Raw genomic sequence first — 22763 nt, forward strand, 5'->3', positions numbered from 1 at the left:
CGATTCTCAATAACGCGTGCGAGCATCGTCGCTGAACCACTATGCAAAACTTTTTCTGCAAGGATTTGATCGAGCGCTTCGGTTACGGCATGGCCGTCTACATCGCGGCGAAGGCCGCCGCGATGCAGCGAAGCATCGATGCCATCAATGACGAACGCCGGGCAGTGGGCCGCCGCCTGCTGGAGAACGCGAGCATCGACGAAGTCGTCTCCGTGTTGCGCAGGAAAGGCAAGCTGCCGGCCTGAAGCGGCTCAACTGCCGGGCGCGTGAATGAATTCGAGCCGTGCACCGTGACTGAGCGAAAGCGGTAACGCACGCGCTTGCGCGGCATCGGCAACATGAATCGCCGCGCTGAAGACCCCTTCGCCCCGGATCGCGAGTTGGGACCGTAGTTCTTCGGCAAGGGCCGTTGTGTTGCCGGAAGCTGGATCACCATCCGCGCGCGTTCGTGTCACAGGCGACAGCAAGGTGACTGTGGTCGGACCGATCGGCAGTGTCGCGAAGTGCACATCGTGTCCTGTCAACGCGCCTCGATGCACAGGCACGTCGCCAAGCAGAATGCGATACCGCGCGATGCTCTTCTCCAGATCCGAAACCGCGACATTGACGGCGGCAAGTCCGGTCGCGCCATTGCGATGCGTGCGCGCTTCGCCTTCCGCGACGCGCAGGAAGCGGGGCGTCAGGTCGCCGCACAAGAAGGGCAGGTCGCGCGTCGTCGGGCGGCCGATCTGCCATTCGAGCCGCGTGCCGTCGGGCCGGATGCGGCCACCCGGTATGGGGCCGTCATAGTACAGGCCGCGCGCATACGTGGCTTCCACCGTGTGGGCAACCGACTCGGGCAGCAGCGCGAAATCGACAAAGCCCTCGCCAGCGCGTTGTTGCTCGTCCCACCAGCGATGTTCCCGCGCGTCTTTCAGGAATGCGATCAGTTCGATGTAGCTGCCGTCGGCAAATCCGATCAGCGCATTATGCGTTGTCCCGTCTGCATGTGTGCCGCCGCGCTGCACAGTGAAACCCAGCTCGGCGAAATCTGCAATGGTCGCTTTGAGGTCATGCACGCGAATCACAAGATGATCTGGCAGCAGCGGCATCCATTCACTCCTCTCGTTTGTCGTTCGACAGTATGGAGCGGGCGGGGATGACGAGGCCACCAACAATATGTCGATAACTTCTTACGCTGCGCGGTTTAGGATGCGCGTCAGCTCGACACGATCAGATCGGGGTTGACGCGATACCGTCCAGCAAAGTATCTCGCAGCGCATCCATCGCAGGATCGCGGAGATTTCGAGGCCGTGGCGCGTCGACGTGAATCTCGCGCGCGATGTTGCTTGGGCGGTCATCGCCGGGCGGCGACAGCAATAGAACACGATCGGACAGGAGAAGCGCTTCGTCCAGATCGTGCGTGACGAGCAGGATGGTCGTTCCGTGCGCGTGCGCGAGCGCAAGCAGGACACGCTGAAGGCGCGAGCGTGTGATGGCATCGACGGCGCTGAACGGTTCGTCGAGCAACAACAAATCCGGCTCCGCGAAAAGTCCTCGCGCCAGTGCGACACGTTGTGCCATGCCGCCCGATAGCTGTTTCGGCAGCGCATCGCGCACGCCGGACAGACCGACTTCTGCAAGTAAGGTATCGACGCGCGGATTGTGTCCCTGTCGAGGCCCGGCAGCGAACGCGATATTGTCGGCCACGCTGAGCCAGGGCAGCAGCCGTGGCTCCTGAAAGATCATGCCGATCCTGTCGGATGGATCGCGCTGCAATTGCTGCTCCAGCAGCACCGAACCTTCCGAGTGCCCGTCGAGGCCCGCAATCGCCCGCAGCAGCGTGCTCTTTCCGCATCCGCTCGGGCCGACCAGACTGACGATCTCACCGCGTGCCAGCTCGAACGATACCTGTTCGAATACCGTGCGCTGCCCGAAGCGCCGCGCGAGGCCGCGCACTTGCAGTAAGGGCGGAGTAGACGGGCTCATGGCGCGTCTCCCGAGACGTGGCGCGCATCGCGCCAGGACAGCACGCGCGTTTCGATAAGCTTGAATGTGCCGTCGCTCAGTTTGCCGAGCAACGCCAGCAGCAGGATGGCGCCGAACACGAGATCGGGTCTGCCCGTTTCGCGGCCATCGCTGAGCAGATAGCCGAGGCCGCGCGTCGCGGCGATCAGTTCGGCGGCGACCATGAACATCCACGCGAGGCTCAGTCCCGTGCGCAGTCCCGTGAAGATCTGCGGCATCGACGCGGGCAGCAGGATGCGCGTGAACATCGCGCGCGGCGTCAGCCGGTTGAGCTCTCCGAATTCGATCAGCTTGCGGTCAACACCATGAATGCCGGCGACCACACTGAGTTGCACGGGAAAGAACGCGCCAATCGCGATGAGCGTGATCTTGGGCGCTTCGTCGATGCCCATCCACAGCAGCAGGATCGGCACCCATGCGAGCGATGGAATCGCGCGCAGTGCCTGAAACGCAGGATCGAGCAGCGCATCGACGCGGCGGCTTAGTCCCATCGCCGCGCCGATCAGCAACGCGAGCGCCGAGCCGAGCGCGAAGCCCGCATACACGCGTGCGACGCTCGCGCCGATGTGTCGCGCGACGCGTGTACCGCCGAGATCCCACAGCGTTTGTGCGATCGTGCTGGGAGCGGGGACGAGATGCATCGGCAACACGGACGCGCGCACCAGCGCTTCGATCACAGCGAGAAAGACGACGGGCAACGCGTACCCTGCGTAGCGCCATAACCGCACGGCGTCACGAGGTCGCTTGCGCAATGTGCGTTCGCCTGGTGAGCGCGCGTGTGAATCGCGCGTCTTGAGTGCGAGTGTCTGTTCAGTGGCAGCCATGATTCAAGTCCGCGCTAATGCAGACTGCTCGCATGCGTCGTGTCGCGTGCGAGTCATTTCGCGCCGTTGCTCGCGATGACGGGCTGCGCGATTTTCGAATCGATCAGCGCGTCGATGACCTGATTGAGATCGGTGCCGCTTTTCACCAGCTGCTCGTCGACGAGAATCGGCGCGGCCGCCTTGAGCGCCGCGATCTGTTGCGCGCCGGGCTGCGGATGGCTGAAGTCGTTGCGGCTGAGTTGCAGCTTCGCGACCGCGAGCGAGACCTTCGATTCCTCCGAGACGATCTTCGCCGTATCGTCGGGATGCGCGGCGATCCACACGCGTGCTTTTTCATAGACCTTCAATACGCGAGCCAGTTGCTCCGGATGCTCGCGGATGAAGTCCTCGCGTGCGTTGAGCAGGCCCCACGTATTGAAATCGACATTGCGATAAAGCAGACGCGCGCCATCGTCGATTTGCGCGGCGGCCATGTGCGGGTCGAGCCCGGCCCACGCGTCGACCTGGCTGTTCGCGAGCGCCGTTCGGCCGTCCGGATGCTGGAGATTCACGATTTCGACGTCGTCGCGCGAGAGGCCCACGGTGTGCAGCGCGCGCAACGTGAAGAGGAAGGGATCGGTGCCCTTGGTCGCCGCAATCTTCTTGCCTTTCAGATCGGCGAGACTCTTGATGGGCGAATCTTTGCGCACGACGAGGGCAGTCCATTCAGGCCGGGAAAACACATACACCGCACGGATCGGATTGCCGTTTGCCTTGCCGAGCACGGCAGCGAGACCCGCTGTCGAGCCGATATCAATGGCGCGGCTATTCAGATACTCGAGCGCGCGGTTGCTTCCCAGGCTCAGCACCCACTTGACCTGCGTGTGATCGGCGGCGAACTCCTGTTCCAGCCAGCCATTGCGTTTGATGACGAGGCTCTCCGGCGAGTAGTACGCGTAGTCGAGCTTCAGCTCGGTAAGCGGCGCAGCCTGCGTGCTGCCGAAATAGCAGAGCGCCAGCGCGGCGGCTGCTGTCGTCATGATGTTGCGCAGAACGTGCGCGCGGCGCGCCCGTGCGAAGAATGCAAAGCCCCGAACCGATCCCATCGATTGTCCTTATGGTCACATGTGATTTGAGCTTCAATGTAACGAAGCCGATCGCATCTGCGAACCAATTAAAGTTCAGAATCAAAGCAGTCCTGGCGCTATTGCAGAAGCGGGTTTCTGTTTCAGCAGACAATGTGGTGCATCATTCACATTGACAGCGCACGTCCTAAGAAGAAATCTGCATAAGCATTCAAGCACTCGATGGTAGGTCTTGCCGTAGTGGCTTTCTTAAACTTGCCAGTCATCTTTCCGGCCTTGCTCATCATGACGACACACGTTGAATCCAATCCCGCTTCGCAGATCCAGACGGCACAGGCGCTTGCGCAGCAATTTGCCGCGAGCGCAGTCGAGCGCGACGAAAAAGGCGGCACGCCCAAGGCCGAGCGCGACGCGATCCGGGCCAGCGGCCTGCTGTCGCTATCGATTCCCCGGCAGTACGGCGGAACAGGCGCGAGCTGGACGCAGACGCTCGATGTCGTCAGGACGTTCGCGCGAGTCGACAGTTCGATTGCGCATGTGTTCGGATTCCATCATCTGCTGCTCGCTACCGTCCGGCTGTTCGGACGTCCGGATCAATGGGAACCCTGGTTCGAGCAGACCGCGCAGAAGAACTGGTTCTGGGGCAATACGCTGAACCCGTTGGATACGCGTACCGTAGTGCAACGCCTGGACAATGGGTACGAATTCTCCGGCAGGAAGAGCTTTTGCTCGGGGGCGCTCGATTCCGACATGCTGGTCGCGTCGGGGCTGGATGCCGTCAGCCGAAAGCTGCTGATCGCGGCCATCCCAACTTCCCGTTCCGGCATCACGTTGAATCACGACTGGAACAGCTTCGGGCAGCGGCAAACGGATAGCGGCAGCGCGCTCTTCGAGAATGTGCGCGTTGAAGAAAGCGAACTGCTGCTCGAGCCTGGACCGTTGAGCACTCCGTTCGCGTGTCTGCGTCCGTTGTTGGCGCAATTGATTTTTACGCAGATGTTTCTTGGCATCGGTGAAGGCGTCTTTGCGGAGATGAAGCACTACACGCGCCATGAATCGCGCCCCTGGTTCAAGTCACCTGCGGAACAAGCCAGCAAGGATCCCCATACGTTGCGTCACTACGGCGAGTTCTGGGTTGGGCTGGAAAGCGTCCGTTTGCTGGCCGGGCGCGCGGTACAACTGTTCGACGAGGCCTGGGCGCGTGGCGCGGAACTTGACGAAACGACACGCGGACACGTTGCCGTTGCGATCGCGACGGCCAAGGTTGCCGCCACGCGCGTCGGCCTCGACCTGAGCACCCGGATGTTCGAAGTGGCGGGCGCGCGCGCCACGCATGGCGCACTGCGGCTCGACCGTTTCTGGCGCAATCTGCGCACGCAAACGCTGCACGATCCGGTGGACTACAAGTTGCAGGAACTCGGCGAATGGGCGGTGAACGATGAACTGCCCACACCGTCTTTCTATTCCTGAAGATTCGATTTCGTCGTCCGCATTCGAAAACCGGAACCTGTCATAAGCAATGTCAAATTCGATAGTAGGCCAGGCTCGCCTGGGCTGATCCAATACAGGATTGGCCCTGTCCGCAGCGAGCCGCGAAGGTTGCGTCGCGGGCATAGGGCTTTATTCGTTCGTATGAGCCACCATGTCTACAGTCGAATCCTCTTTGGCCGCAGCGCAATTGCCGCGGCGCCCGGACCCCGCGCGCGTGAAGCGCATTGCTGGCGATTCCGACGCGCTCGCAGCCGCCCATGCGCTAGCGGCAGTCTTCGCAACAGGTGCGGCTGAGCGCGATCGCCAGCGCATCCTGCCTTGGGCCGAACTCGATCTATGGTCCGAAAGCGGACTGGGTGCGATCACGGTGCCGGGTCAATACGGCGGCGCGGACGTATCGTTCGCGACGCTGGCCGAAGTGTTCGTGATTCTCTGCGCAGCCGATCCCGCGTTGGGCCAGATTCCGCAGAATCATTTCGGCGTGTTGGGCGTGTTGCGTGAAATCGGCACGCCGGCGCAGAAAGCGCGCCTGTATGGCGAAGTGCTGACGGGTCATCGGCTCGGCAATGCAGGCCCGGAACGGCGCTCGGCCGCTGCGTCCACGGTGCTGCAGGGTACGACGCGGCTGCGCGCGACAGAGGACGGGCTGCGTCTCGATGGCAAGCGTTTCTATTCCACTGGCGCGCTGTTCGCTCATCGCGTGCCGGCGCGTGCGACGGACGATGCAGGACGTGCCGTCCAGGTCTGGGTGCCGCGCGATGCAGAGGGTCTTACGGTGATCGACGACTGGAGTTCGTTTGGCCAACGCACGACGGCGAGCGGCACGGTAACCTTCGAGAACGTCCCCGTCGATCCACAAGATGTGCTGCCGATCTGGCAACTAGCCGACCGTCCCGGTCTGTTCGGCCCAACGTCGCAACTGATCCAGGCCGCCATCGATCAGGGCATCGCCGAGGCGGCTGTAGCCGATGCACTCGCATTCGTGCGCGAGCGCGCGCGGCCGTGGATCGATTCGGGCCTGGAGCGCGCGACGGACGATCCCTACATCATCGCCGACGTCGGCCGCCTGCAGATCGAGTTGCACGCCGCTCGCGAGGTGTTGCTGGAGGCGGGCCACACGCTCGATGCAGTTGCCGCCGCGCCCATCGATGCCGAGGCCAGCGCACGGGCGTCGGTTGCGGTAGCGGAGGCAAAGGTGCTGACAACACGTATCGCCCTCGAAGCGAGCGAAAAGCTGTTCGAACTGGCGGGTTCTGCTTCCACCCGCGCCGTACATCACCTCGACCGTCATTGGCGCAATGCGCGCACGCACACGCTGCATGACCCCGTGCGCTGGAAGCTGCATCTGCTCGGCAACTATCACCTGAATCATGTGCTGCCCACGCGGCATTCGTGGAACTGAAGCATGAGCCTCGATATTTCTGAAGAGACGCGCGACATCGTGGATCCTGGCCAGGGGACTCCCCACCGCATTGCCGACGACGAGCACGCGATACGTGTCGCGAAGCAACTCGCTGAAGACTTTGCACCGGATGCGGCGGCGCGCGACCGCGAGCGGCGGCTGCCGTGGGCCGAGCTGGATGCGTTCGTTGCGAGTGGGCTGTGGGGCATCACCGTGCCGCGTGAATTCGGCGGCGCGGGCGTGAGCAGTGGGACGCTCGCGGAAGTGACCGCGACGATTTCAGCGGCCGACGGCTCACTCGGCCAGATTCCGCAAAATCACTACTACGCGCTCGAAGTGCTGCGCGTCGGCGGCAGCAGCGAACAGCAGCGCTTTTTCTACGATCGCGTACTGGCAGGCGAGCGCTTTGGCAATGCGCTCGCCGAAACCGGCCACAAGGATTTCAAACGCCGCACGCGTCTCGCGCGCACGGCGGCCGGCTGGCATATCGACGGCCGCAAGTTCTATTGCACGGGCGCACTGTACGCGCACTGGATTCCCACGCTGGTGATCACGGAAGAGAAAGGGCGCGACATCACGTGGCTCGCTTTCGTGCCACGCGACGCCGACGGCGTCGAGGTGATCGACGACTGGGATGGTTTCGGTCAGCGTGTCACGGGCAGCGGGTCGGTGCAGTTCAGTCATGTGCGTGTCGAGCCGGAATGGGTCGTGCCGTTTCAGGCATCGTTCGAGCGCCCGACGACGATCGGACCGCTCGCGCAGATCATTCACGCAGCCATCGATCTCGGTCAGGCGCGCGCCGCGTTCCAGGCCGCATTGCAGTTCGTGCGGGAGCATTCGCGACCGTGGATCGACGCGAAGATCGAGCGTGCCGCCGACGACCCGCTGACCATCGCGCAGTTCGGCGACCTCGCGGTGCGTTTGCGCGCGGCGGAGGCATTGCTGCGCCGCGCGGGCCGCTTTGTCGATGCCGCACAGGCCGGGCCGACGGAACGCTCGGTGGCGCAGGCATCGATTGCCGTCGCGGAGGCGCGTGCGCTCACCACGACGGTATCGCTCGATGCGGGTTCGCGCCTGTTCGAACTCGCCGGCACTTCAGCGACGCTCGATGGTCTCGGACTCGACCGTTTCTGGCGCAATGCCCGCACGCATACGCTGCATGACCCGGTGCGCTGGAAGTACCACGCGGTAGGCAATTACTATCTCAACGACAAGCTGCCGCCCCGGCATGGAGCCTTGTAATGGCGAGGAAACAGATTCTGCTCAACGCGTTCAACATGAATTGCGTGGGCCATATCAACCACGGTCTGTGGACGCATCCGCGCGACCGCTCGACCGACTACCGCCTGTTGCCGTACTGGACCGACCTCGCTCGCACGCTGGAGCGCGGATTGTTCGATGGACTCTTTCTTGCTGACATCGTCGGTGTGTACGACGTCTATCAGCGTAATGTCGACGTGACTTTGCGCGAGTCGATCCAGTTGCCCGTCAACGATCCCTTGCTGCTTGTTTCGGCGATGGCTGCCGTGACGGAACATCTGGGCTTCGGCGTGACTGTCAATCTCACTTATGAACAGCCGTATCTGCTCGCACGCCGTTTCTCGACGCTCGATCATCTGACGCAGGGGCGCGTCGGCTGGAATATCGTCACGGGGTATCTCGACAGCGCGGCGCGCGCGATGGGGCTGAGCGAGCAGCTTCCACACGACGAACGCTATGAGCGCGCGGACGACTACCTCGAAGTGCTCTACAAGCTGTGGGAAGGCAGTTGGGAAGCGGATGCCGTGCGGCGCGACAAGGGCGCGCGGGTGTATGCCGATCCCGCGAAGGTTCATGAGGTTCGGCATGCGGGACGGTACTACAACGTTGAAGGCTATCACCTTGCGGAGCCGTCGCCGCAGCGCACGCCAGTCCTGTTTCAGGCGGGTAGTTCCGGGCGTGGCCAGCGCTTTGCCGCGCGTCATGCCGAATGTGTGTTCATTTCGCCGCCGAACCGGAATGCTGCGCGAGAAACGGTGAAGGCGTTGCGGGAGCAACTGGTGCTGGCCGGGCGTCGGCCGGATGACGTTAAGGTGTTTGCAGGGGCGGCTGTTGTGGCGGGCGCAACTGAACGCGAGGCGCGGGAGAAGTACGCGGATTATTTGCGGTATGCGAGCCGCGAAGCGGGGCTTGCGCATTTTGCTGCCAGTACTGGCATCGACTATGCGCAATATGATCTCGACGCGCCTGTCGATTACGCGCCTGGCAATGCCATTGAGTCGGCTACGCGGACGGCGAAGCAGCATGGGTGGACGCGGCGGAAGTTGCTGGAGATGTTTGAGCTTGGCGGACGGTATCCCGCGATTGTGGGCAGCGCTGCCCAGGTCGCGGATGAGTTGGGGTCCTGGATCGAGGAGACCGGGATTGATGGTTTCAACTTGAGCCGCACTGTGGTGCCCGAGAGCTATGAGGACTTTATTGATCTCGTTGTGCCTGAGTTGCAGAGTCGCGGTCTTTATAAGACTGAATATGGCGATGGGACGCTGAGGAACAGGTTGTTCGGGGAGGGAGACCATTTGCCTTCGCGGCATGCGGCGGCGGGGTTCAGGCGGTACTCGGCGTAGCCATTGCCGTTCGGTTGATTTGGTCTTTGCGGTGGCGTCTGCGTTTGCGCCTTCGCGGCGCAGATCGTTTGGTATTTTTGGTTTTGCACTGGTATCCGCGTTTTGCCTTCGCACTTCATGCGTCGCTGTTTGGTGTTTTGGCCTTTGCGCGGGCATCCGCGTATTGCATTCGCGCTTCACGCGTCGCCGTTTGGTGTTCTGGCCTTTGCACTGGCATCCGCGTATTGCCTTCGTGCTTCAAGCGTCGCCCCTGTGCGGGGCGGCACCTACTTTTCTTTGCCGCCGCAAAGAAAAGTAGGCAAAAGAAAGCGGCTAACACCGCCAGTCCTAGTTCTTGCCTGAGGGCCCCCAACCGGTCCCACGCTTCACACGGCAACCACGTGACTCATGTTCGTTGCCAGCGCTCTGAATGGCCGCCTCACCCGCTTCACGCGTCCGTGTCGCAACACGCCGTGCCAGATAGTCCACCGCCGCCCAGGTGGCAAACTGTGTGTAGGCCGTCGCGCCACACACGCCTCACTCCGGACCGATTGCGCACGCGTCCCACCCTGTAAGAGCGCCAAGCTATACGTCGCGACAACCTACACACAGTTTGCCACCTGGGCGGCGCAAATCATTCGCTGCCGCTAGCTCTTGTTCGGGTGTTTGAAGTGGGTGAGGCGGCCATTCGAAGCGTTGGCAACACACGCGAACAAGGACGTTGCCGTGTGAAGTGTGGGACGGTTTGGGGGCCCTCAGGCAAGAAGAAATGTTGGCGGTGTTAGCCGCTTTCTTTTGCCTACTTTTCTTTGCGGCGGCAAAGAAAAGTAGGTGCCGCCCCGCACAGGGGCGACGTGTGAAGCACGAAGGCAATACGCGGATGCCAGCGCAAAGGCCAGAACACCAAACAGCGACACATGAAGCACGAAGGCAACACGCGGATGCCGGCGCAAAGGCCAAAACACCAAACAGCGACACATGAAGCGCGAAGGCATAACGCGGATGCCAGCGCAAAGGTAAAAAACCAAACCGCTTGCGCAGCAAACACCGCCCATCATCCAGATCCAATAGAACCATATGACCACAACTTAGATCGCACAAGCCCGATCGGGCGTTAGCATACCCATCCCCCTTGAAAGTCCAAATCTCGAGCATCGATGCCAACCCCAACCAAACCATTTCCACGCTTCGGCGTATGGGCCCTCGTCCACGGCAGCCGCGCCGCGCTGCAAGACCCAAACGAACCTTACGACGCCTCCTGGACGCGCAACAAGGCGTTAGTGCTAGAAGCCGAGCAGCTTGGCTACGATTCGGTGCTCGTGGCACAACATACAATCAACCCCCACGACGCATCCCTCGATCAACTCGAAGCATGGACCACATCGGCCGCCCTCGCGGCGCTAACATCCCGCATCGAGATCATCGCAGCAATCAAGCCCTACCTCTATCATCCCGTAGTACTGGCCAAAATGGCGCAACAGATCGAGCACATCAGCGGCGGACGCTTCGCAATCAATCTGGTCAACGCATGGAACCGTCCGGAACTCGAACGCGCGGGCATCGGCTTCCTGAACACGATGCACGCTACGCATACGGTCGCGAATGGATCGAGGTTGTCGATGCGCTATTGCGTGGCGAAACGCTGAACCATCACGGCGACAATTTCCGTATCGATGAATATCAGCTTCGGCCCGCCGATCCGTTTCGCGCCCGTCCGCGCATCTATGTCGGCGGTGAGTCGGAGCCCGCGCGCGAGCTGGTCGCGGCGCACGGCGACGTATGGTTTATCAACGGCCAACCGCGCGACGATGTCGCGCGTCTGATTGCCGACGTATCGTCACGCGAACGACGGGCAGGGCACGCTCCGCTGCGCTTCGGCTTGTCGGCGTTCGTGATTGCGCGGCAAACGCAGGCAGAAGCTGACGCCCACCTGGAACATCTGTTTGCGCTGGCCGAACTGGACAAGCCGCTGCGCGAACGGCAAAAGGCGAATATCGATCCAAACGTTGTGATGATCCAGACCTTCGCGCAGTCGCCGCGCGTCGGTTCGAACGGCGGCACCGCGGCGGGGCTGGTCGGTGATTACGACACGGTCGCTAAGCGCATCGCGGAATTCCACCTTGCCGGCATCGAACTGTTCATGCTGCAATTCCAGCCCTTCGAGGCCGACATGCGCAGCTTCGCTGAAGAAGTCGCGCCGCGCGTGCGCCGCCTGCTATCCGCTTGAGTGGCTAAAGAGGAGCAAGCCGCGTGGTGCAGCATGCGCGGCGATCAGAAGAAGGCGCCCGTCGGCGGAAGACGTCCGTTCAGCAGATGCTGCCCGAGCAGGCTCTCCTTGTAGAGCCGCGGGTTGTGCGACGCAATGACCTTGATGTTGCGCCAGTGCCGGTCCAGCGCACCCACGCGCGAGACGACGGAGCCCGATCCAAGATCGATCAGCCAACTCGCAATTTGCGGCGCGAGATCGTCGATCACAACCTTGGCCTCCGACGCCGCGAGAGTCGCGGCAAGCGTCGCCGCATACTCATCGCTCGTGCCATAGGTGTCCCACGCACGTTGCAGCGCGCCGACCGCGCGGTCCGCAGTGGCCTCGATGCTCGCGGCGTATGCACGGATGCGTCCAAGCAACGCCTGCAGCACAGGCTCTTCGGCGGGATGCTCGGCTTCACCATGATAGAAGTTGCGCTTGCGCGCACGCAGAACCTCTACGGCGTCCAACGCAATTCGTCGCGCGATGCCTGCAATGCAGTTGGTGAGATACACCTGATGGAAGGTATATCCCCAAGGCGCTGCTTCGTCGGGTCGCGGAGGGTCTTGCGGATAGACATGCGCGGCAGGCACGGTCACGGCGCGAAACTTCGCGGTGCCGGAGCCGGTCAGGCGTTGTCCGAATCCCTGCCAGTCGTCGTCGCTGCTGACACCGTCGCTTCTGGCGAGCACGTATTGCACGGTCTTGCCCGCACGGCTTTCGACAGCGAGACCGATGAACGCGTCGTTATAGAGATTGCCCGTCGCGTAGACCTTGTCGCCGGAACCCAAATAGACTTGCCGCGTTTCGTCCCATTCGAGCCGGCTCAGCACGCGGCTCGGTCGGGCGCCGGCCGCCGGCGCATCGGTTTCGGTGAAACTGAGCCCGACGGTCTTCTTCTGGCTGGTCAGCGCAAGCACATGAGCATGGAACGGGTGGTCCTGCCGTCTGAGCGCGGCTTCGACTTGCCACAGATGGTTACGAAATGCATGGGCAATGTTCGAATCCGCTGCGGCAACATCGCGGGCGACGGTGAGCAACTCGCTCAAGGTCAAAGCCTGGCCTTCGAGCCCGGCCGGCAGGCGTAGCGCGCCAAAGCCATGCGCCTTGAGTGTGGCGATCTCGTCGTACGGCAGGCGATGCGTCAGTTCCCGCTCCGCCGCACTCGACGCGATATCGTCGATGATCTTCGAGAAGCCAAGGGCGGTGGATAGCGGCGAGACGAGCTTCAGTTCGCCGCTATTGACGAAAGTGGTATCGGACATGCGTCAAACCTTGATGCTGTAATCCGCGACCTTGATTCGCGAGTTGATGATCTTGCGTTCGGCAAGCCAGTCGGCGGCGCGTTGAAGCTGCGCAACGAACGCCGCATCGTCGGGTTCGTGGAATTGATTGACGCGCTTGAGGCTCGCCAGATAGTCGCGCACCTGATCCGGATATTTCGCCTCCCGCTGGACGAGCTGTTCGGCTTCAACCGAGTGTGTCGACTGCCACGAGCCCTCGACGTAATAAGCGTCGATCACCGCGCGAATCAGTTCCGAGTTCTCTTCGGTGAATTTGCGACGTGTCACCAGCGAGCTGTAATCGATCAGGAATTCGAGGTCCCGTCCTTCGTTGAAGATGTCCTTTGCGTCGTTCGAAAAGCGTGCGATATCGACGGCGGGCGACCACATCGACCACGCGTCGACTTTGCCTTGCGCGAATGCCGGCGCTGCATCGGGCGGATTGAGGTAGACGAACTCAACCTTGCTACGATCGATACGGTTCTTCTCCAGCGCGGCAATCAGCAGAAACTCGCCGAGTCCCGAACGGTTGACGGCGACCTTGCGGCCCACGAGATCGGAGACCGAATTGATACCGCTCGACTTCTTCACGATGAGAGCAGTGGAGCGCGGCGAATAGACATCGAAGGCATTGAAGACGAGAGGCGAGCCCGCCAGCATCGCGGCCAGTGCGGGCGTCGTCGATCCCCAGAAACCGAAGTCGGCGCTGCCGCCGACCACGGCCTGAAGCGAAGGCGCGTGGTTCGGGAACGGGCCAACCCATTCGACCTTGATGCCCTTGGCAGCGAGTGTCTTCTCGAACACGCCGCGTTGCTTCGCGATGTCGGGAAGGCTGCCGTATCCCCAGCCAATACGAACCGTGTCGGTGTTGCGTGTCAGCTTGCGAGGTTCGGCTGCGTGAGCGGGCAGAGCGGGCAGTACGCTGCTTGCGGCGAGACCGGCCAGCAGCCCACCCGCCGCGCGCAACAGCTGGCGGCGGCCAGATGAGTGATCGTTCATTGTTTTGAGGTCCTTGGTGTGATGCAGGAATGCGATCAGTGCGTTTGCACGCCGAGTTCTTCGAGCAGGACGAAGCGCAATTCCTGCGGCGTGTGATTTTTTGGTTGGAAGGAAGCCGCGATGCGTCCCGCGCGCATAACAAGAATCCGGTCGGCGAGCGTGAGCGCTTCGTCGACGTCATGCGTGACGATCAGCACACCCGGCTGATGACGTGCAACGAGTTCCTTGACGAGCCCGTGCATCTTGATCCGGGTCAACGCGTCGAGTGCGGCGAATGGTTCGTCGAGCAGTAGCAGCGCGGGATCACGCACGAGTGCGCGCGCCAGTGCTACACGTTGCGCCTGGCCACCCGAAAGATTGCGTGGCCAGTCGTTCTCGCGCCCCGACAAACCGACCTCGGCCAGTGCATGGGACGCGCCAGCCCGGCCAATTGTCGTTTCATGACCGAGGGCGACGTTCTCCCACAACGTGGCCCAAGGCAGCAGTCGATGCTCCTGAAACACGACGGAAGGGCGTTCAGGCGCGCGGATCTGTCCCGCGTCAGGCTGGTCGAGCCCGGCGAGCGCGCGCAACAGCGTGGTCTTGCCGCAGCCGCTTTCGCCGAGCAGAGCGACGAATTCGCCCTTGTGAATGTCGAGATCCAGCGCATCGATGACGACACGCGCGCCATAGCGCCGCTGCAGGCAACGTACCGATACCGCCAGCGAGGACCTGCTCGCGCGATCGTCGACGAGCGGCGAGACGTTTGAATCAGGGAACAGAGCAATGCTCGCGGTCACTTGTGTACTCCATTGGCGTAATTCGCGTGCCACGACAGGAAGCGGCCTTCGAGTGCGCGCACCAGCGCGTCCGCCACGACGCCGATGATCGCGTAAATGATTATGGTCAACACGATCACGTTGGTTTGCAGGAATTCGCGGGCGTCCATGGCCAGAAAGCCGATGCCTTTTGTCGTCGCGAGTGTTTCGGCGATGACCAGTGCGAGCCACGCATGAGCGAGCGCGTAGCGCACGCCGGTGAGGATCGACGGCATCGCGCCCGGCAAGATGATGCGTCGCACGACGGCCGGCCAGTTCAGCCCGATCACCTTGGCGAGTTCCATCAGCTTTGGATCGATCTGGCGGATGCCCAGCATCGTGTTGATATAGATGGGAAACAGAACCGCGAGCGCAACGAGGAAAATTTTCGCGACCTCGCCGACGCCGAACCACACGATAACGAGCGGCAACATCGCCAGGAAGGGCACCGCGCGCACCATCTGGATCGATCGGTCGAAGATCGCCTGGGCCAGCGGCGAGAAGCCGACCATGATGCCAAGCGCAATGCCAATCGTCCCACCGATGATGAAGCCGGCTACAGCACGCAAAAGCGAAACGCCGAGGTGAACGAAAAGCTCACCATTTCGGGCAAGGTCCAGCGCGGTTCCGAGCACACTGCTTGGAGCGGGTAGCACCTGTGGCGTGATGACCCCGATGCGAGCGGCCGCCTCCCAGATCACGACGAGCAGCGCTGGAATAAGCCATGAAAGCCACCTGTACAGCGCGGCTTTCGATACGCCTGAGCGTGTTCTTGTCGAAGAGACATGGCTGTTGCGAGAAGAAATTAGATCAGCCACGTGAGTTCCATGATAGCGATGAAGAGAGCGCGCTCCGCTGCGGCGCTAATGCGCACAATTCGATGTCAAAACAGAGAAAAAAGCTCAAAGACAGACGCGCCTTCCAAAAGGAGGGCGTCCTATTAAAAGCCGATTCGCATCGCAATCACAAACGCTTTTTTATGCTTTGCTTTTCAGTTTCAGAGAGTAGATGCAATGACGCCATTCGAAACGATCTGCGATCAGTTGCTTATGAGAAATCAGGCATACGAATCTTCGACGTGCGCAGTATCGTGTCATGCACGTCCACCTGATATAGAGGAGAGAAAGCATGTCGACCGTTGAGCCGGAGATCCATGATGTCGCTGCGCGTGTGCCCGCACAGCGATCACCCGAAGACACAGCGCATGAACCCGTTTCCCGTTTCGGTGTGCCGGATGAAAGCAGGCTGCCGCCGCATGTCGCCGAAATCTATGCGAAGTTCCGGCGCCAATACGGGTTCGTGCCGAACTGGCTGGCATCGCTCGCTATTAACCCCGACACGGCCTACCGTCTGGTCGTTTTCTACGAGCATCTCTTCGATCCGCATCGCAGTCACCTGACGGCGGCGGAGCGTGAGCTTGTGGCAGTGGTGACATCGTCGGCGAACCAGTGCAGCTATTGCGTGTTCAATCACACCGAGGCGCTCGGCGATACGGTGCGGGCGCAACGCATCGCGCAAGGATTTCACCATGTGCGGCTCTCGCTGAAAGAGGAAGCACTCGCCGTCATTGCAGAGCGTCTGACGCGGGACCCGACCGCGATCGGTGATGATGATCTTCAGCGTCTCAGGCAGATTGGTTTCACACGCGAAGCCATCGTCGAGATACTGGAGATATCCGCGTTCTTCAGCTATGCAAACCGGCTGACCATCGCATTGAACGTCGTCCCTGACGATCAGTTCTTTGCGGGCCGTGACCTCAAGCCGCATTGATATACGTCGAAAGGGCAAGCTCTGCGTCCGCCCAGGCAGCGATCACGGAAATTTGCTTTCCTTAGCGCCGAATCGAAGTTCCTGCGAAATCGAAATCGCGAATCGATATTGGCGAGAACGCGGCGCCACTGCTGATAATGGTCCGCAAGAGCTTTTCCTTTCGACCTTCGAGCGAAAAGGAGTGCAAACATGGCAGCAGTGATCGACCACATCGGTGGACCCGCTTTATCCCGTCTTGCGGTGCCCGCACAAGCCACGCTTCCCGACGATATTCGCAAGCTCATCGACGAGCAGGGCGGCGACAACTGGATCCGCGCGTTGTCATTGAATCCGGAAACGGCGCGGCGCTTCGTGAAGTATTTCGGCAGTCTGTTCAGTGCGTCCGGGCAGCAACTGGCGCTTGCGGAGCGCGAGTTGATTGCAGTGGTGGTGTCGTCCGCCAACGGCTGCGGGTTGTGCGCGCTTCATCACACGCATGCGCTGGGGGAAGCGCTGGGCGATCCCGCGAAGGCGCGTCGTGTTGCCGTCGATCTCCATTTTGCTGAACTCACGCCGCGCGAAGCAGCGCTCGCCAGCCTCGCGCTGAAAATCACACGCACGCCCCGAGACATCGAGGCCGCTGATTTCGACCGGCTCCGCGCGCAGGGTTTGTCGGAGGCGGCGATCCTCGAAGCCGTCGAGACGGCATCGTGGTTCAACCATACCAATCGCATTTTCATTTCGACGGGTGTCCTGCCGGATGACCGGTACTTCAGCGACGCCGCGTGACAGGGGAGGTTCACCATGAGCACGACACTGGAACATGAAGGACTCGTCCGAAGCGAACCCGGCACGACGGCTGACAGGGCAGCGCTTCCGTTGCTGTCGGATGCGCTGCTCGAACGGATCGGCGCTCGCGCGGCGGATTACGATCGCGAGAACCGGTTCTTCGAAGCCGACCTCGACGAACTGAAGCAAGCGGGCTTTTTGCGCGCAAGCGTGCCGCTCGAACTGGGCGGGCTGGGGCTGACGCTGCCGGAGCTGGTGCGCGAGCAGGTGCGGCTGGCGTACCGTGCACCCGCTACGGCGCTCGCGCTGAACATGCATCTGTACTGGGCGGGGGCGGCGTTGCATTTGTGGCGGGGAGGGGACCGTTCGGCTGAGTGGATTCTGCGCGAGATAGCGGCAGGGAAGGTGTTTGCAGCGGGTCATGGCGAGCCCGGAAACGATCTGGGACTTGCCGATTCGCTCGTCAAGGCGACGCCGTTGCCGGGCGGTGCATACCGGTTCGACGGCCACAAGATTTTGACCTCGCTCGCGCCCGCGTGGGACTGGCTCGGCGTGCACGGACGCGACGACAGCGATCCGGCGAATCCGAAGATCGTGCATGCGTTTATTCGCCGCGACAGCGGCGGCCATCGCACGGCGCAGACATGGGATGCGCTCGGTCTGCGCGCCACGCGCAGTGACGATACGTGGCTCGACGGCGCGGTAGTGCCCGCGGCTCATGTGATCCGCGTGCTGCCCGCCGGCGACCCGGATGATCCGTTCGTCGACGGCATTCTCGGTGCGGTGCTGCCCGGGCTCGGCGCTGTGTACTACGGAATCGCCAAGCGGGCGTTCGACCTTGCTTTGGCGTCCGCGACGACTCGCCGATCGCAGGCGCTGGGTGGCCGCACATACGCATACAAGCCGCTGACGCAATGGAGCGTGGCGGAGGCGGCGATCGCGCTGGAGAGCATCGATGCGTTGCTCGATCGAACGGCCGAGCAATGGTGGCGCGGCTATGCGCAAGGCGAGCCGTGGCTTGCGAAGCTGCTGGCCGCGAAGCAGCACGCTGTCGACGGCGCGCTGCGGGTCGTGAACCTCGCGTTGCAAATCGCGGGCGCGAGTTCGCTTTCGAGGCGCAACGAACTGGAGCGGCTGTATCGCGACGTGCGGGCCGGCGCGTTCCATCCGCCCAATGCCGATGCTTCACATGAGCTTATCGGCCAGTCCTGGCTTGGCGTGCTCGGCAAGGCCGGCGTACCCGCCTGAGAACCCGCTTTGTTCCGATTGCTGGAGGCATGATGCTTTTTTACCACTGCGGAGCGGCCGTCCAACCCTCGGTGACGAGAAGCGGCGGCTTATTCGTGGCGCGCGTGGCGATTCTCGAACAGGATGGCGATGCGACTTCGCTCGGTGACCTGGGGCACTTTGCGAACCGGCAATCGGCGCTGGCGTTTGCCGTACGATGCGGAACGGCATTCGCCGACCATCAGCCGTTGCCGAAGCCACCCTGTGAGATTGGCGGCTGACGGGCAGGGACTCACCGCCACGCCATGCACCTTTGAGGGCCGTACGCTTCGTGGCTTTATACGACCACTAAGGTTTCGGCATGAAATTGTGCATCGACGGCTTGCGCGCAATCAGGCGCGACATCCTCGATCATTCGGGTCAATCGCGCTTTATCGGCTTGATAGAGGTCCGAGTTCATTCGGCTTGCCAGGAGCATCCACACAAACAGGGCCTCGTTTGCGGCTGCGGCGAAGAATACCCGTTCGCTCGCTTCATGTCGCGACCGCTTTTTCCTCGCGGCTTTCACGAGGGTGGCAATCCGCTTTTCCATCACCAGCGTTAGCGCTTCGTAGTCTATGGTGTCTGCGTTCATACCCGTTCCCGTCTCCTGTCTTGCGATCGGTGCAATGATAGGAGCGAATCAAGTCATGACTTGACAGTGCGTCTCAGTTTGCACGCGAGCAGGGAGTCGGAACACAGCAGCGCATCGTATTTGCGTCAGGTCACGCCGAGTTCGAAAAGTCGATGCGTTTCGTCACGTTCGGTGCCGCCAGCGCGCGCTTTTGTCCAGCCGAGCGCGCGGCCGTAAGCGCCGAGCGCCCCGTTTTGCACGAGTTGTGTCTCGTCGACGGCAACGTGGCCGGCTGCGAACGGATGCACGTACATGGCATCGGCCGGGCAATACAGCTCGCACATGAAGCACGTCTGACACTGGTCGGGGCGCGCGATGACGGGAATGCCCCCCTTCACCGCATCGAAGACGTTGGTGGGGCAGACATCGACGCAACGGTCACACGCGGTGCAGCGTGATTCGCTGATAAGTTCGATCAAAACGATAGGTCCTGTCAGGCGATCTCAGGTTGAACGATGGGCTTCCAGCTGACAGCGGGCACTTTCACGCCGCCGATCAGCACGCGCGAGGCGTCCTCCGTTCGCAACGGGAAGTCGTCGCGCCGGTGCAGGCCTCGCGTCTCGCGCCGCGCCAGCGCGCTCGTGTATGACAGTTTCGCCACGTACAGCAACGCATAGGCGCTGCGGCTTGCAGCGAGCGACGCATCGTCGCCGGAACGGGCGGCGAGTGCGTCGTCGATCGCGCGCAAGGCGGCTGACAGACGCGGCTCGCTTCGAAACAGCTGTACAGCGGGCGGACGCACCTCGCGTTCGAGCGTCGCAGCGGCGGCGCGTGGATCGCTGGTCGCGAGTTGCGCATGGTGCGGTTCGATGTCGACGGACGACGCGCTGCCATGCAGCTTCGCAAAGCGGCTTGCCGCCTCGCCCGACCAGCTTCCCGTCGCGATCGCCCAGGCCGCGTTCGGCGAGCCGCCGCCCGTGCGCGCGCCGACGATCGCTTCGCGCGATGCCGCATCGCCAGCCGCGTAAAGGCCGGGTACATCGGTGCGGCCGTCGGTATCGACGAGACGGATGCCGCCCGTGCCGCGCACCGTGCCTTCGTGGCGCAGACCCACCGGGAAGCGCGTGCGGAACGGGTCGATGCCCATTCGGTCGTAGGGGAGAAACGCATTCGCCTGGCCCGAGCGCAGCCAACGTTCGACGTCGGGCGTCGCGCGATCGAAGACGGCGAACACGGGCTCGTTCATCAATGCCTTCGCGACCGGGATGAACGCATCGTCTTCGTCGATATGGATCGGACGGCCGTCGCCCGTCGAATAACTTGCCCAGATGAACGGCAAACCCTTCGTGACCGACGAGAACGCCGCCGCAAGGCCGTACTGGCTGGAGAATTCCATCCCCGAGAAGAGCGCGCCCGCCTCAGCCGCAGCGAGATGACCGTCGCCCGTGCAGACGTTGGTGCCGAGCGCGCCGCCCAGAAACGCGCAGCCGCCTGTGGCGATCACGCAGGCGTTCGCGCTCACGCGCCAGCGCGAGCCGTCGCGACGCTCGCCGAAGGCGCCCGTCACGCGGCCTTCACGCTCGTCGTGAACGAGTCCGAGCAGCGGCGCATGGTCCAGGATAGTCACGCCGGCGCGTTTGATCTGCTGACGCATGAAGCGCATGTAGTCCGGACCGCGCAGCGTCGCGCGGTTCGGCGTGCCGTCGTCCCTGCGCGGAAACGGATAGCGCAGCGCTTCGAGCAGACGCAATTGGCGCGCGGCCGTTTCGAGCACCTGCGAGGTCCATGACAGTTCGCTGAGTTCGCCGCCAGAGCGAAAGCGTTCCTTGAAACGACGCTCGTATTCGTTGGGGTCCGGCACGTACCAGACATTGTTGTTCGATGCCGCCGCGGCGCCCGAGGTGCCGCAATAGCCCTTGTCAGCGAGTACGACCGTCGCGCCGCTGCGTGCCGCCATCAGCGCGGCCCATGTGCCTGCCGGGCCGCCGCCCGCGACGAATACGTCGGCGCGCAGCGCAATATCGTCTGTATGAACGGATGACGTGCTCATGCGTGTCCATCCCATGGCACGAGTGCTTTTTGCAGACGTCGCAGACCCCATTCGATCGAAGCCGCGATCAGCGCGATCACGATGATGCCCATGATGACCACGTCGGTTTCCAGGAATTGGCCGGCGGACTGGATCATGAAACCGAGCCCGCGCGTGGCCGCGATCAGTTCCGCTGCCACCAGCACCGACCAGCCGACGCCGAGGCCGATGCGGATGCCCGTCAGCACGTCGGGCGCGGCAGAAGGAACCACGACGTAACGCACAATCTGCCAGCGTGTCGCACCGAGCGCCCTTGCGCCGCGAATGCGCCCAGGCTTCACGCGGCGCACGCCTTGCTGCGTGGCGATCGCGAGCGGCGCGAACACCGCGAGCCAGATGAGCAGCACCTTCGACGGCTCGCCGATGCCGCACCAGATCACGATGAGGGGCAGATAGGCAAGCGGCGGAATCGGGCGATAGAACTCGATCAACGGATCGACGATGGCCTGTGCGACGCGATTCATGCCCGTGAGAATGCCCACAGGAATCGCTGTGACGATCGCGAGCAACAGCGCCGCCAGCATGCGGTGCAGGCTCGCGAGCGTGTGCTCGAGCAGGGTCGCGTTGCTGGAGCCGTCGATAGCCACGGTCACGAACTTCTTCGCCACGGCCGCGGGCGATGGCATGAAGACAGGGCTCACGAGTTCCAGACGCGACGCAATGCCCCACGCCGCGATCAGCACGATCACGGTCGCAGCACTGATCCAACGCGAGCCAGCCAAAGACCAGCGCGGCGCCCGCGTCGCGCGCGGCGCGCCGGAACGGGCGGTAGCCTTCGGCAACGCGGAAGGGGCGCGCGCCGGGTGATCGGCGGCATTCATATCGTCTCTCCTTCATCGGCGAAGAACCCGGTTTCGAGTTCGTCGCGCAGCCGGACGAATGCCGGGTCGTTACGGATGGCCCGCGCGTTTTCGCCCGCCGCGAAGCGACGGCCGAAGTCGAGCCCTCGCACGGATTCGATACGGCCTGGATCGCCTTTCATCAGCACCAGATCGGTCGCCATGAAAAGCGCTTCCGTAATGTCGTGCGTGATCATCAACATGCCTTTGTCGTAGCGCGTCCACAGTTGCAGCAGATATTCCTGCATGCGTTGGCGCGTAAGCGCATCGAGCGCGCCGAGCGGCTCGTCGAGCAACAGATAGCGCGGATCGACGGCGAGCGAACGCGCGAGGTTCACGCGCTGACGCATGCCGCCCGAGATCTTCCAGAGCGGATAGTCCGCATAGCTGGCGAGGCCCGTCAGCGCGAGCAGCGAATCGACCTTCTCGCGCACCACGCTGCGCGGCACGCCTCGAAGCTGCAAACCAAAACCGATGTTCTGTCCGACGTTTTGCCAGGGCAGCAATGCGTCGTCCTGCGAGACGACGCCGCGTTCCGCGCCCGGCCCGGTGACGGCGACGTTGTCCAGCGTGACCTTGCCCGCAGTGGGCGCGATGAACCCCGCGATCACGTTGAGCAAGGTGGTCTTGCCGCAGCCCGAAGGACCGAGCACGACAGTGAAGCTGCCGTCGCGCAGATCGAGATCGACGTTCGACAGTACGGTCCGGCGTCCCACGCCGGTATCGAAGTCGACGCTGACGGATTCAACGCGGATCATCG

General features: G+C 62.5%; 23 protein-coding genes and 1 pseudogene. 11 read left to right on the top strand and 13 right to left on the bottom strand.

Annotated features, from left to right (window positions below):
- Positions 1-41: 41 nt before the first annotated feature.
- Positions 42-245 (top strand): hypothetical protein, encoded by a 204-nt coding sequence (locus C2L64_RS37290; RefSeq protein ID WP_007583113.1) that lies wholly within the window; start codon positions 42-44, stop codon positions 243-245.
- Between the two features lie 6 nt (positions 246-251).
- Here the strand turns inward: C2L64_RS37290 and C2L64_RS37295 are convergent, their stop codons facing one another.
- From C2L64_RS37295 to C2L64_RS37310, 4 genes are all read right to left on the bottom strand, one after another.
- The gene (locus tag C2L64_RS37295; protein WP_007583112.1) at positions 252-1091 is read right to left on the bottom strand and encodes a VOC family protein; all 840 of its coding nucleotides are present in this window, start codon (positions 1089-1091) and stop codon (positions 252-254) included.
- A gap of 121 nt (positions 1092-1212) precedes the next feature.
- A complete protein-coding gene (locus C2L64_RS37300) occupies positions 1213-1968 on the bottom strand; it encodes an ABC transporter ATP-binding protein (protein ID WP_007583110.1) in 756 nt (251 codons plus the stop codon).
- Positions 1965-2831 (bottom strand): ABC transporter permease, encoded by an 867-nt coding sequence (locus C2L64_RS37305; protein WP_007583108.1) that lies wholly within the window; start codon positions 2829-2831, stop codon positions 1965-1967. The genes C2L64_RS37300 and C2L64_RS37305 overlap by 4 nt, the downstream gene beginning before the upstream one ends.
- Before the next feature lie 53 nt (positions 2832-2884).
- Positions 2885-3916 (bottom strand): aliphatic sulfonate ABC transporter substrate-binding protein, encoded by a 1032-nt coding sequence (locus C2L64_RS37310; RefSeq protein ID WP_007583106.1) that lies wholly within the window; start codon positions 3914-3916, stop codon positions 2885-2887.
- A gap of 264 nt (positions 3917-4180) precedes the next feature.
- Here C2L64_RS37310 and C2L64_RS37315 point away from each other — a divergent pair, with 264 nt between their 5' ends.
- The 5 genes and pseudogenes from C2L64_RS37315 (at position 4181) to C2L64_RS37335 (ending at position 11597) form a co-directional block, all read left to right on the top strand.
- Positions 4181-5365: an acyl-CoA dehydrogenase family protein gene (locus tag C2L64_RS37315; RefSeq protein WP_007583104.1), complete on the top strand. Its 1185-nt coding sequence runs from the start codon at positions 4181-4183 to the stop codon at positions 5363-5365.
- Between the two features lie 172 nt (positions 5366-5537).
- A complete protein-coding gene (locus C2L64_RS37320; RefSeq protein WP_039900704.1) occupies positions 5538-6788 on the top strand; it encodes an SfnB family sulfur acquisition oxidoreductase in 1251 nt (416 codons plus the stop codon).
- A gap of 3 nt (positions 6789-6791) precedes the next feature.
- Entirely contained in the window at positions 6792-8030 is a 1239-nt protein-coding gene (locus C2L64_RS37325; RefSeq protein WP_007583102.1) for an SfnB family sulfur acquisition oxidoreductase, read from the top strand.
- Positions 8030-9391 (top strand): LLM class flavin-dependent oxidoreductase, encoded by a 1362-nt coding sequence (locus tag C2L64_RS37330; protein ID WP_007583101.1) that lies wholly within the window; start codon positions 8030-8032, stop codon positions 9389-9391. The genes C2L64_RS37325 and C2L64_RS37330 overlap by 1 nt, the downstream gene beginning before the upstream one ends.
- Positions 9392-10527: 1136 nt before the next feature.
- Positions 10528-11597, top strand: a pseudogene (locus C2L64_RS37335) (LLM class flavin-dependent oxidoreductase).
- A gap of 44 nt (positions 11598-11641) precedes the next feature.
- On the opposite strand, the gene C2L64_RS37340 reads toward C2L64_RS37335, so the two are convergent.
- From C2L64_RS37340 to C2L64_RS37355, 4 genes are read right to left on the bottom strand one after another with little or no spacing between them, the layout of a single operon-like run.
- Complete coding sequence (locus tag C2L64_RS37340) at positions 11642-12883, bottom strand: acyl-CoA dehydrogenase family protein (protein ID WP_007576618.1); 1242 nt, start codon at positions 12881-12883, stop codon at positions 11642-11644.
- Between the two features lie 3 nt (positions 12884-12886).
- Positions 12887-13900 (bottom strand): NrtA/SsuA/CpmA family ABC transporter substrate-binding protein, encoded by a 1014-nt coding sequence (locus tag C2L64_RS37345; RefSeq protein WP_007576619.1) that lies wholly within the window; start codon positions 13898-13900, stop codon positions 12887-12889.
- A 35-nt stretch (positions 13901-13935) separates the two neighbouring features.
- Positions 13936-14667, bottom strand: coding sequence for an ABC transporter ATP-binding protein (locus tag C2L64_RS37350; RefSeq protein ID WP_407671921.1), 732 nt, complete (start codon positions 14665-14667; stop codon positions 13936-13938).
- Between the two features lie 8 nt (positions 14668-14675).
- Entirely contained in the window at positions 14676-15515 is an 840-nt protein-coding gene (locus C2L64_RS37355; protein ID WP_039899665.1) for an ABC transporter permease subunit, read from the bottom strand.
- On the opposite strand from C2L64_RS37355, the gene C2L64_RS54290 reads away from it, so the two are divergent.
- The 5 genes from C2L64_RS54290 to C2L64_RS55180 all read left to right on the top strand — a co-directional run bounded on the left by C2L64_RS54290 (position 15422) and on the right by C2L64_RS55180 (position 18743).
- Positions 15422-15808 carry a hypothetical protein gene (locus C2L64_RS54290; protein ID WP_165489448.1) on the top strand — a complete coding sequence of 129 codons (387 nt, stop codon included), beginning with the start codon at positions 15422-15424 and terminating at the stop codon, positions 15806-15808. The two genes, C2L64_RS37355 and C2L64_RS54290, sit on opposite strands and share 94 nt — an antisense overlap.
- Positions 15809-15825: 17 nt before the next feature.
- Entirely contained in the window at positions 15826-16467 is a 642-nt protein-coding gene (locus C2L64_RS37360; protein WP_007576622.1) for a peroxidase-related enzyme, read from the top strand.
- 189 nt (positions 16468-16656) lie between these two features.
- Positions 16657-17235: a peroxidase-related enzyme gene (locus C2L64_RS37365; RefSeq protein ID WP_007576623.1), complete on the top strand. Its 579-nt coding sequence runs from the start codon at positions 16657-16659 to the stop codon at positions 17233-17235.
- Between the two features lie 15 nt (positions 17236-17250).
- Positions 17251-18483: an acyl-CoA dehydrogenase family protein gene (locus C2L64_RS37370; RefSeq protein WP_007576624.1), complete on the top strand. Its 1233-nt coding sequence runs from the start codon at positions 17251-17253 to the stop codon at positions 18481-18483.
- 32 nt (positions 18484-18515) lie between these two features.
- Positions 18516-18743: a hypothetical protein gene (locus tag C2L64_RS55180; RefSeq protein ID WP_039899706.1), complete on the top strand. Its 228-nt coding sequence runs from the start codon at positions 18516-18518 to the stop codon at positions 18741-18743.
- 56 nt (positions 18744-18799) lie between these two features.
- On the opposite strand, the gene C2L64_RS37380 is transcribed toward C2L64_RS55180, so the two are convergent.
- From C2L64_RS37380 to C2L64_RS37400, 5 genes are all read right to left on the bottom strand, one after another.
- Positions 18800-19096 carry a hypothetical protein gene (locus tag C2L64_RS37380; RefSeq protein WP_007576627.1) on the bottom strand — a complete coding sequence of 99 codons (297 nt, stop codon included), beginning with the start codon at positions 19094-19096 and terminating at the stop codon, positions 18800-18802.
- Between the two features lie 125 nt (positions 19097-19221).
- Positions 19222-19554 (bottom strand): 4Fe-4S dicluster domain-containing protein, encoded by a 333-nt coding sequence (locus C2L64_RS37385; RefSeq protein WP_007576629.1) that lies wholly within the window; start codon positions 19552-19554, stop codon positions 19222-19224.
- Positions 19555-19568: 14 nt separating this feature from the next.
- Entirely contained in the window at positions 19569-21125 is a 1557-nt protein-coding gene (locus C2L64_RS37390) for an FAD-dependent oxidoreductase (protein ID WP_007576630.1), read from the bottom strand.
- The gene (locus C2L64_RS37395; protein ID WP_007576633.1) at positions 21122-21985 is read right to left on the bottom strand and encodes an ABC transporter permease subunit; all 864 of its coding nucleotides are present in this window, start codon (positions 21983-21985) and stop codon (positions 21122-21124) included. The genes C2L64_RS37390 and C2L64_RS37395 overlap by 4 nt, the downstream gene beginning before the upstream one ends.
- Positions 21982-22761 carry a taurine ABC transporter ATP-binding protein gene (locus tag C2L64_RS37400; protein ID WP_007576635.1) on the bottom strand — a complete coding sequence of 260 codons (780 nt, stop codon included), beginning with the start codon at positions 22759-22761 and terminating at the stop codon, positions 21982-21984. Before C2L64_RS37400 ends, C2L64_RS37395 begins: the two co-directional genes overlap by 4 nt.
- Positions 22762-22763 lie beyond the last annotated feature (2 nt).

The organism is Paraburkholderia hospita (genome assembly GCF_002902965.1).
In the GTDB taxonomy this organism is placed as follows: Bacteria; Pseudomonadota; Gammaproteobacteria; order Burkholderiales; family Burkholderiaceae; genus Paraburkholderia; species Paraburkholderia hospita.

What these genes read in the sequence shown, in the direction of transcription:
- C2L64_RS37290 (WP_007583113.1), top strand. Translation starts at nt 42, where the DNA reads ATGCAAAACTTTTTCTGCAAGGATTTGATCGAGCGCTTCGGTTACGGC.
- C2L64_RS37295 (WP_007583112.1), bottom strand. Translation starts at nt 1,091, where the DNA reads ATGCCGCTGCTGCCAGATCATCTTGTGATTCGCGTGCATGACCTCAAA.
- C2L64_RS37300 (WP_007583110.1), bottom strand. Translation starts at nt 1,968, where the DNA reads ATGAGCCCGTCTACTCCGCCCTTACTGCAAGTGCGCGGCCTCGCGCGG.
- C2L64_RS37305 (WP_007583108.1), bottom strand. Translation starts at nt 2,831, where the DNA reads ATGGCTGCCACTGAACAGACACTCGCACTCAAGACGCGCGATTCACAC.
- C2L64_RS37310 (WP_007583106.1), bottom strand. Translation starts at nt 3,916, where the DNA reads ATGGGATCGGTTCGGGGCTTTGCATTCTTCGCACGGGCGCGCCGCGCG.
- C2L64_RS37315 (WP_007583104.1), top strand. Translation starts at nt 4,181, where the DNA reads ATGACGACACACGTTGAATCCAATCCCGCTTCGCAGATCCAGACGGCA.
- C2L64_RS37320 (WP_039900704.1), top strand. Translation starts at nt 5,538, where the DNA reads ATGTCTACAGTCGAATCCTCTTTGGCCGCAGCGCAATTGCCGCGGCGC.
- C2L64_RS37325 (WP_007583102.1), top strand. Translation starts at nt 6,792, where the DNA reads ATGAGCCTCGATATTTCTGAAGAGACGCGCGACATCGTGGATCCTGGC.
- C2L64_RS37330 (WP_007583101.1), top strand. Translation starts at nt 8,030, where the DNA reads ATGGCGAGGAAACAGATTCTGCTCAACGCGTTCAACATGAATTGCGTG.
- C2L64_RS37340 (WP_007576618.1), bottom strand. Translation starts at nt 12,883, where the DNA reads ATGTCCGATACCACTTTCGTCAATAGCGGCGAACTGAAGCTCGTCTCG.
- C2L64_RS37345 (WP_007576619.1), bottom strand. Translation starts at nt 13,900, where the DNA reads ATGAACGATCACTCATCTGGCCGCCGCCAGCTGTTGCGCGCGGCGGGT.
- C2L64_RS54290 (WP_165489448.1), top strand. Translation starts at nt 15,422, where the DNA reads ATGAAAGCCACCTGTACAGCGCGGCTTTCGATACGCCTGAGCGTGTTC.
- C2L64_RS37360 (WP_007576622.1), top strand. Translation starts at nt 15,826, where the DNA reads ATGTCGACCGTTGAGCCGGAGATCCATGATGTCGCTGCGCGTGTGCCC.
- C2L64_RS37365 (WP_007576623.1), top strand. Translation starts at nt 16,657, where the DNA reads ATGGCAGCAGTGATCGACCACATCGGTGGACCCGCTTTATCCCGTCTT.
- C2L64_RS37370 (WP_007576624.1), top strand. Translation starts at nt 17,251, where the DNA reads ATGAGCACGACACTGGAACATGAAGGACTCGTCCGAAGCGAACCCGGC.
- C2L64_RS55180 (WP_039899706.1), top strand. Translation starts at nt 18,516, where the DNA reads ATGCTTTTTTACCACTGCGGAGCGGCCGTCCAACCCTCGGTGACGAGA.
- C2L64_RS37380 (WP_007576627.1), bottom strand. Translation starts at nt 19,096, where the DNA reads ATGAACGCAGACACCATAGACTACGAAGCGCTAACGCTGGTGATGGAA.
- C2L64_RS37390 (WP_007576630.1), bottom strand. Translation starts at nt 21,125, where the DNA reads ATGAGCACGTCATCCGTTCATACAGACGATATTGCGCTGCGCGCCGAC.
- C2L64_RS37395 (WP_007576633.1), bottom strand. Translation starts at nt 21,985, where the DNA reads ATGAATGCCGCCGATCACCCGGCGCGCGCCCCTTCCGCGTTGCCGAAG.
- C2L64_RS37400 (WP_007576635.1), bottom strand. Translation starts at nt 22,761, where the DNA reads ATGATCCGCGTTGAATCCGTCAGCGTCGACTTCGATACCGGCGTGGGA.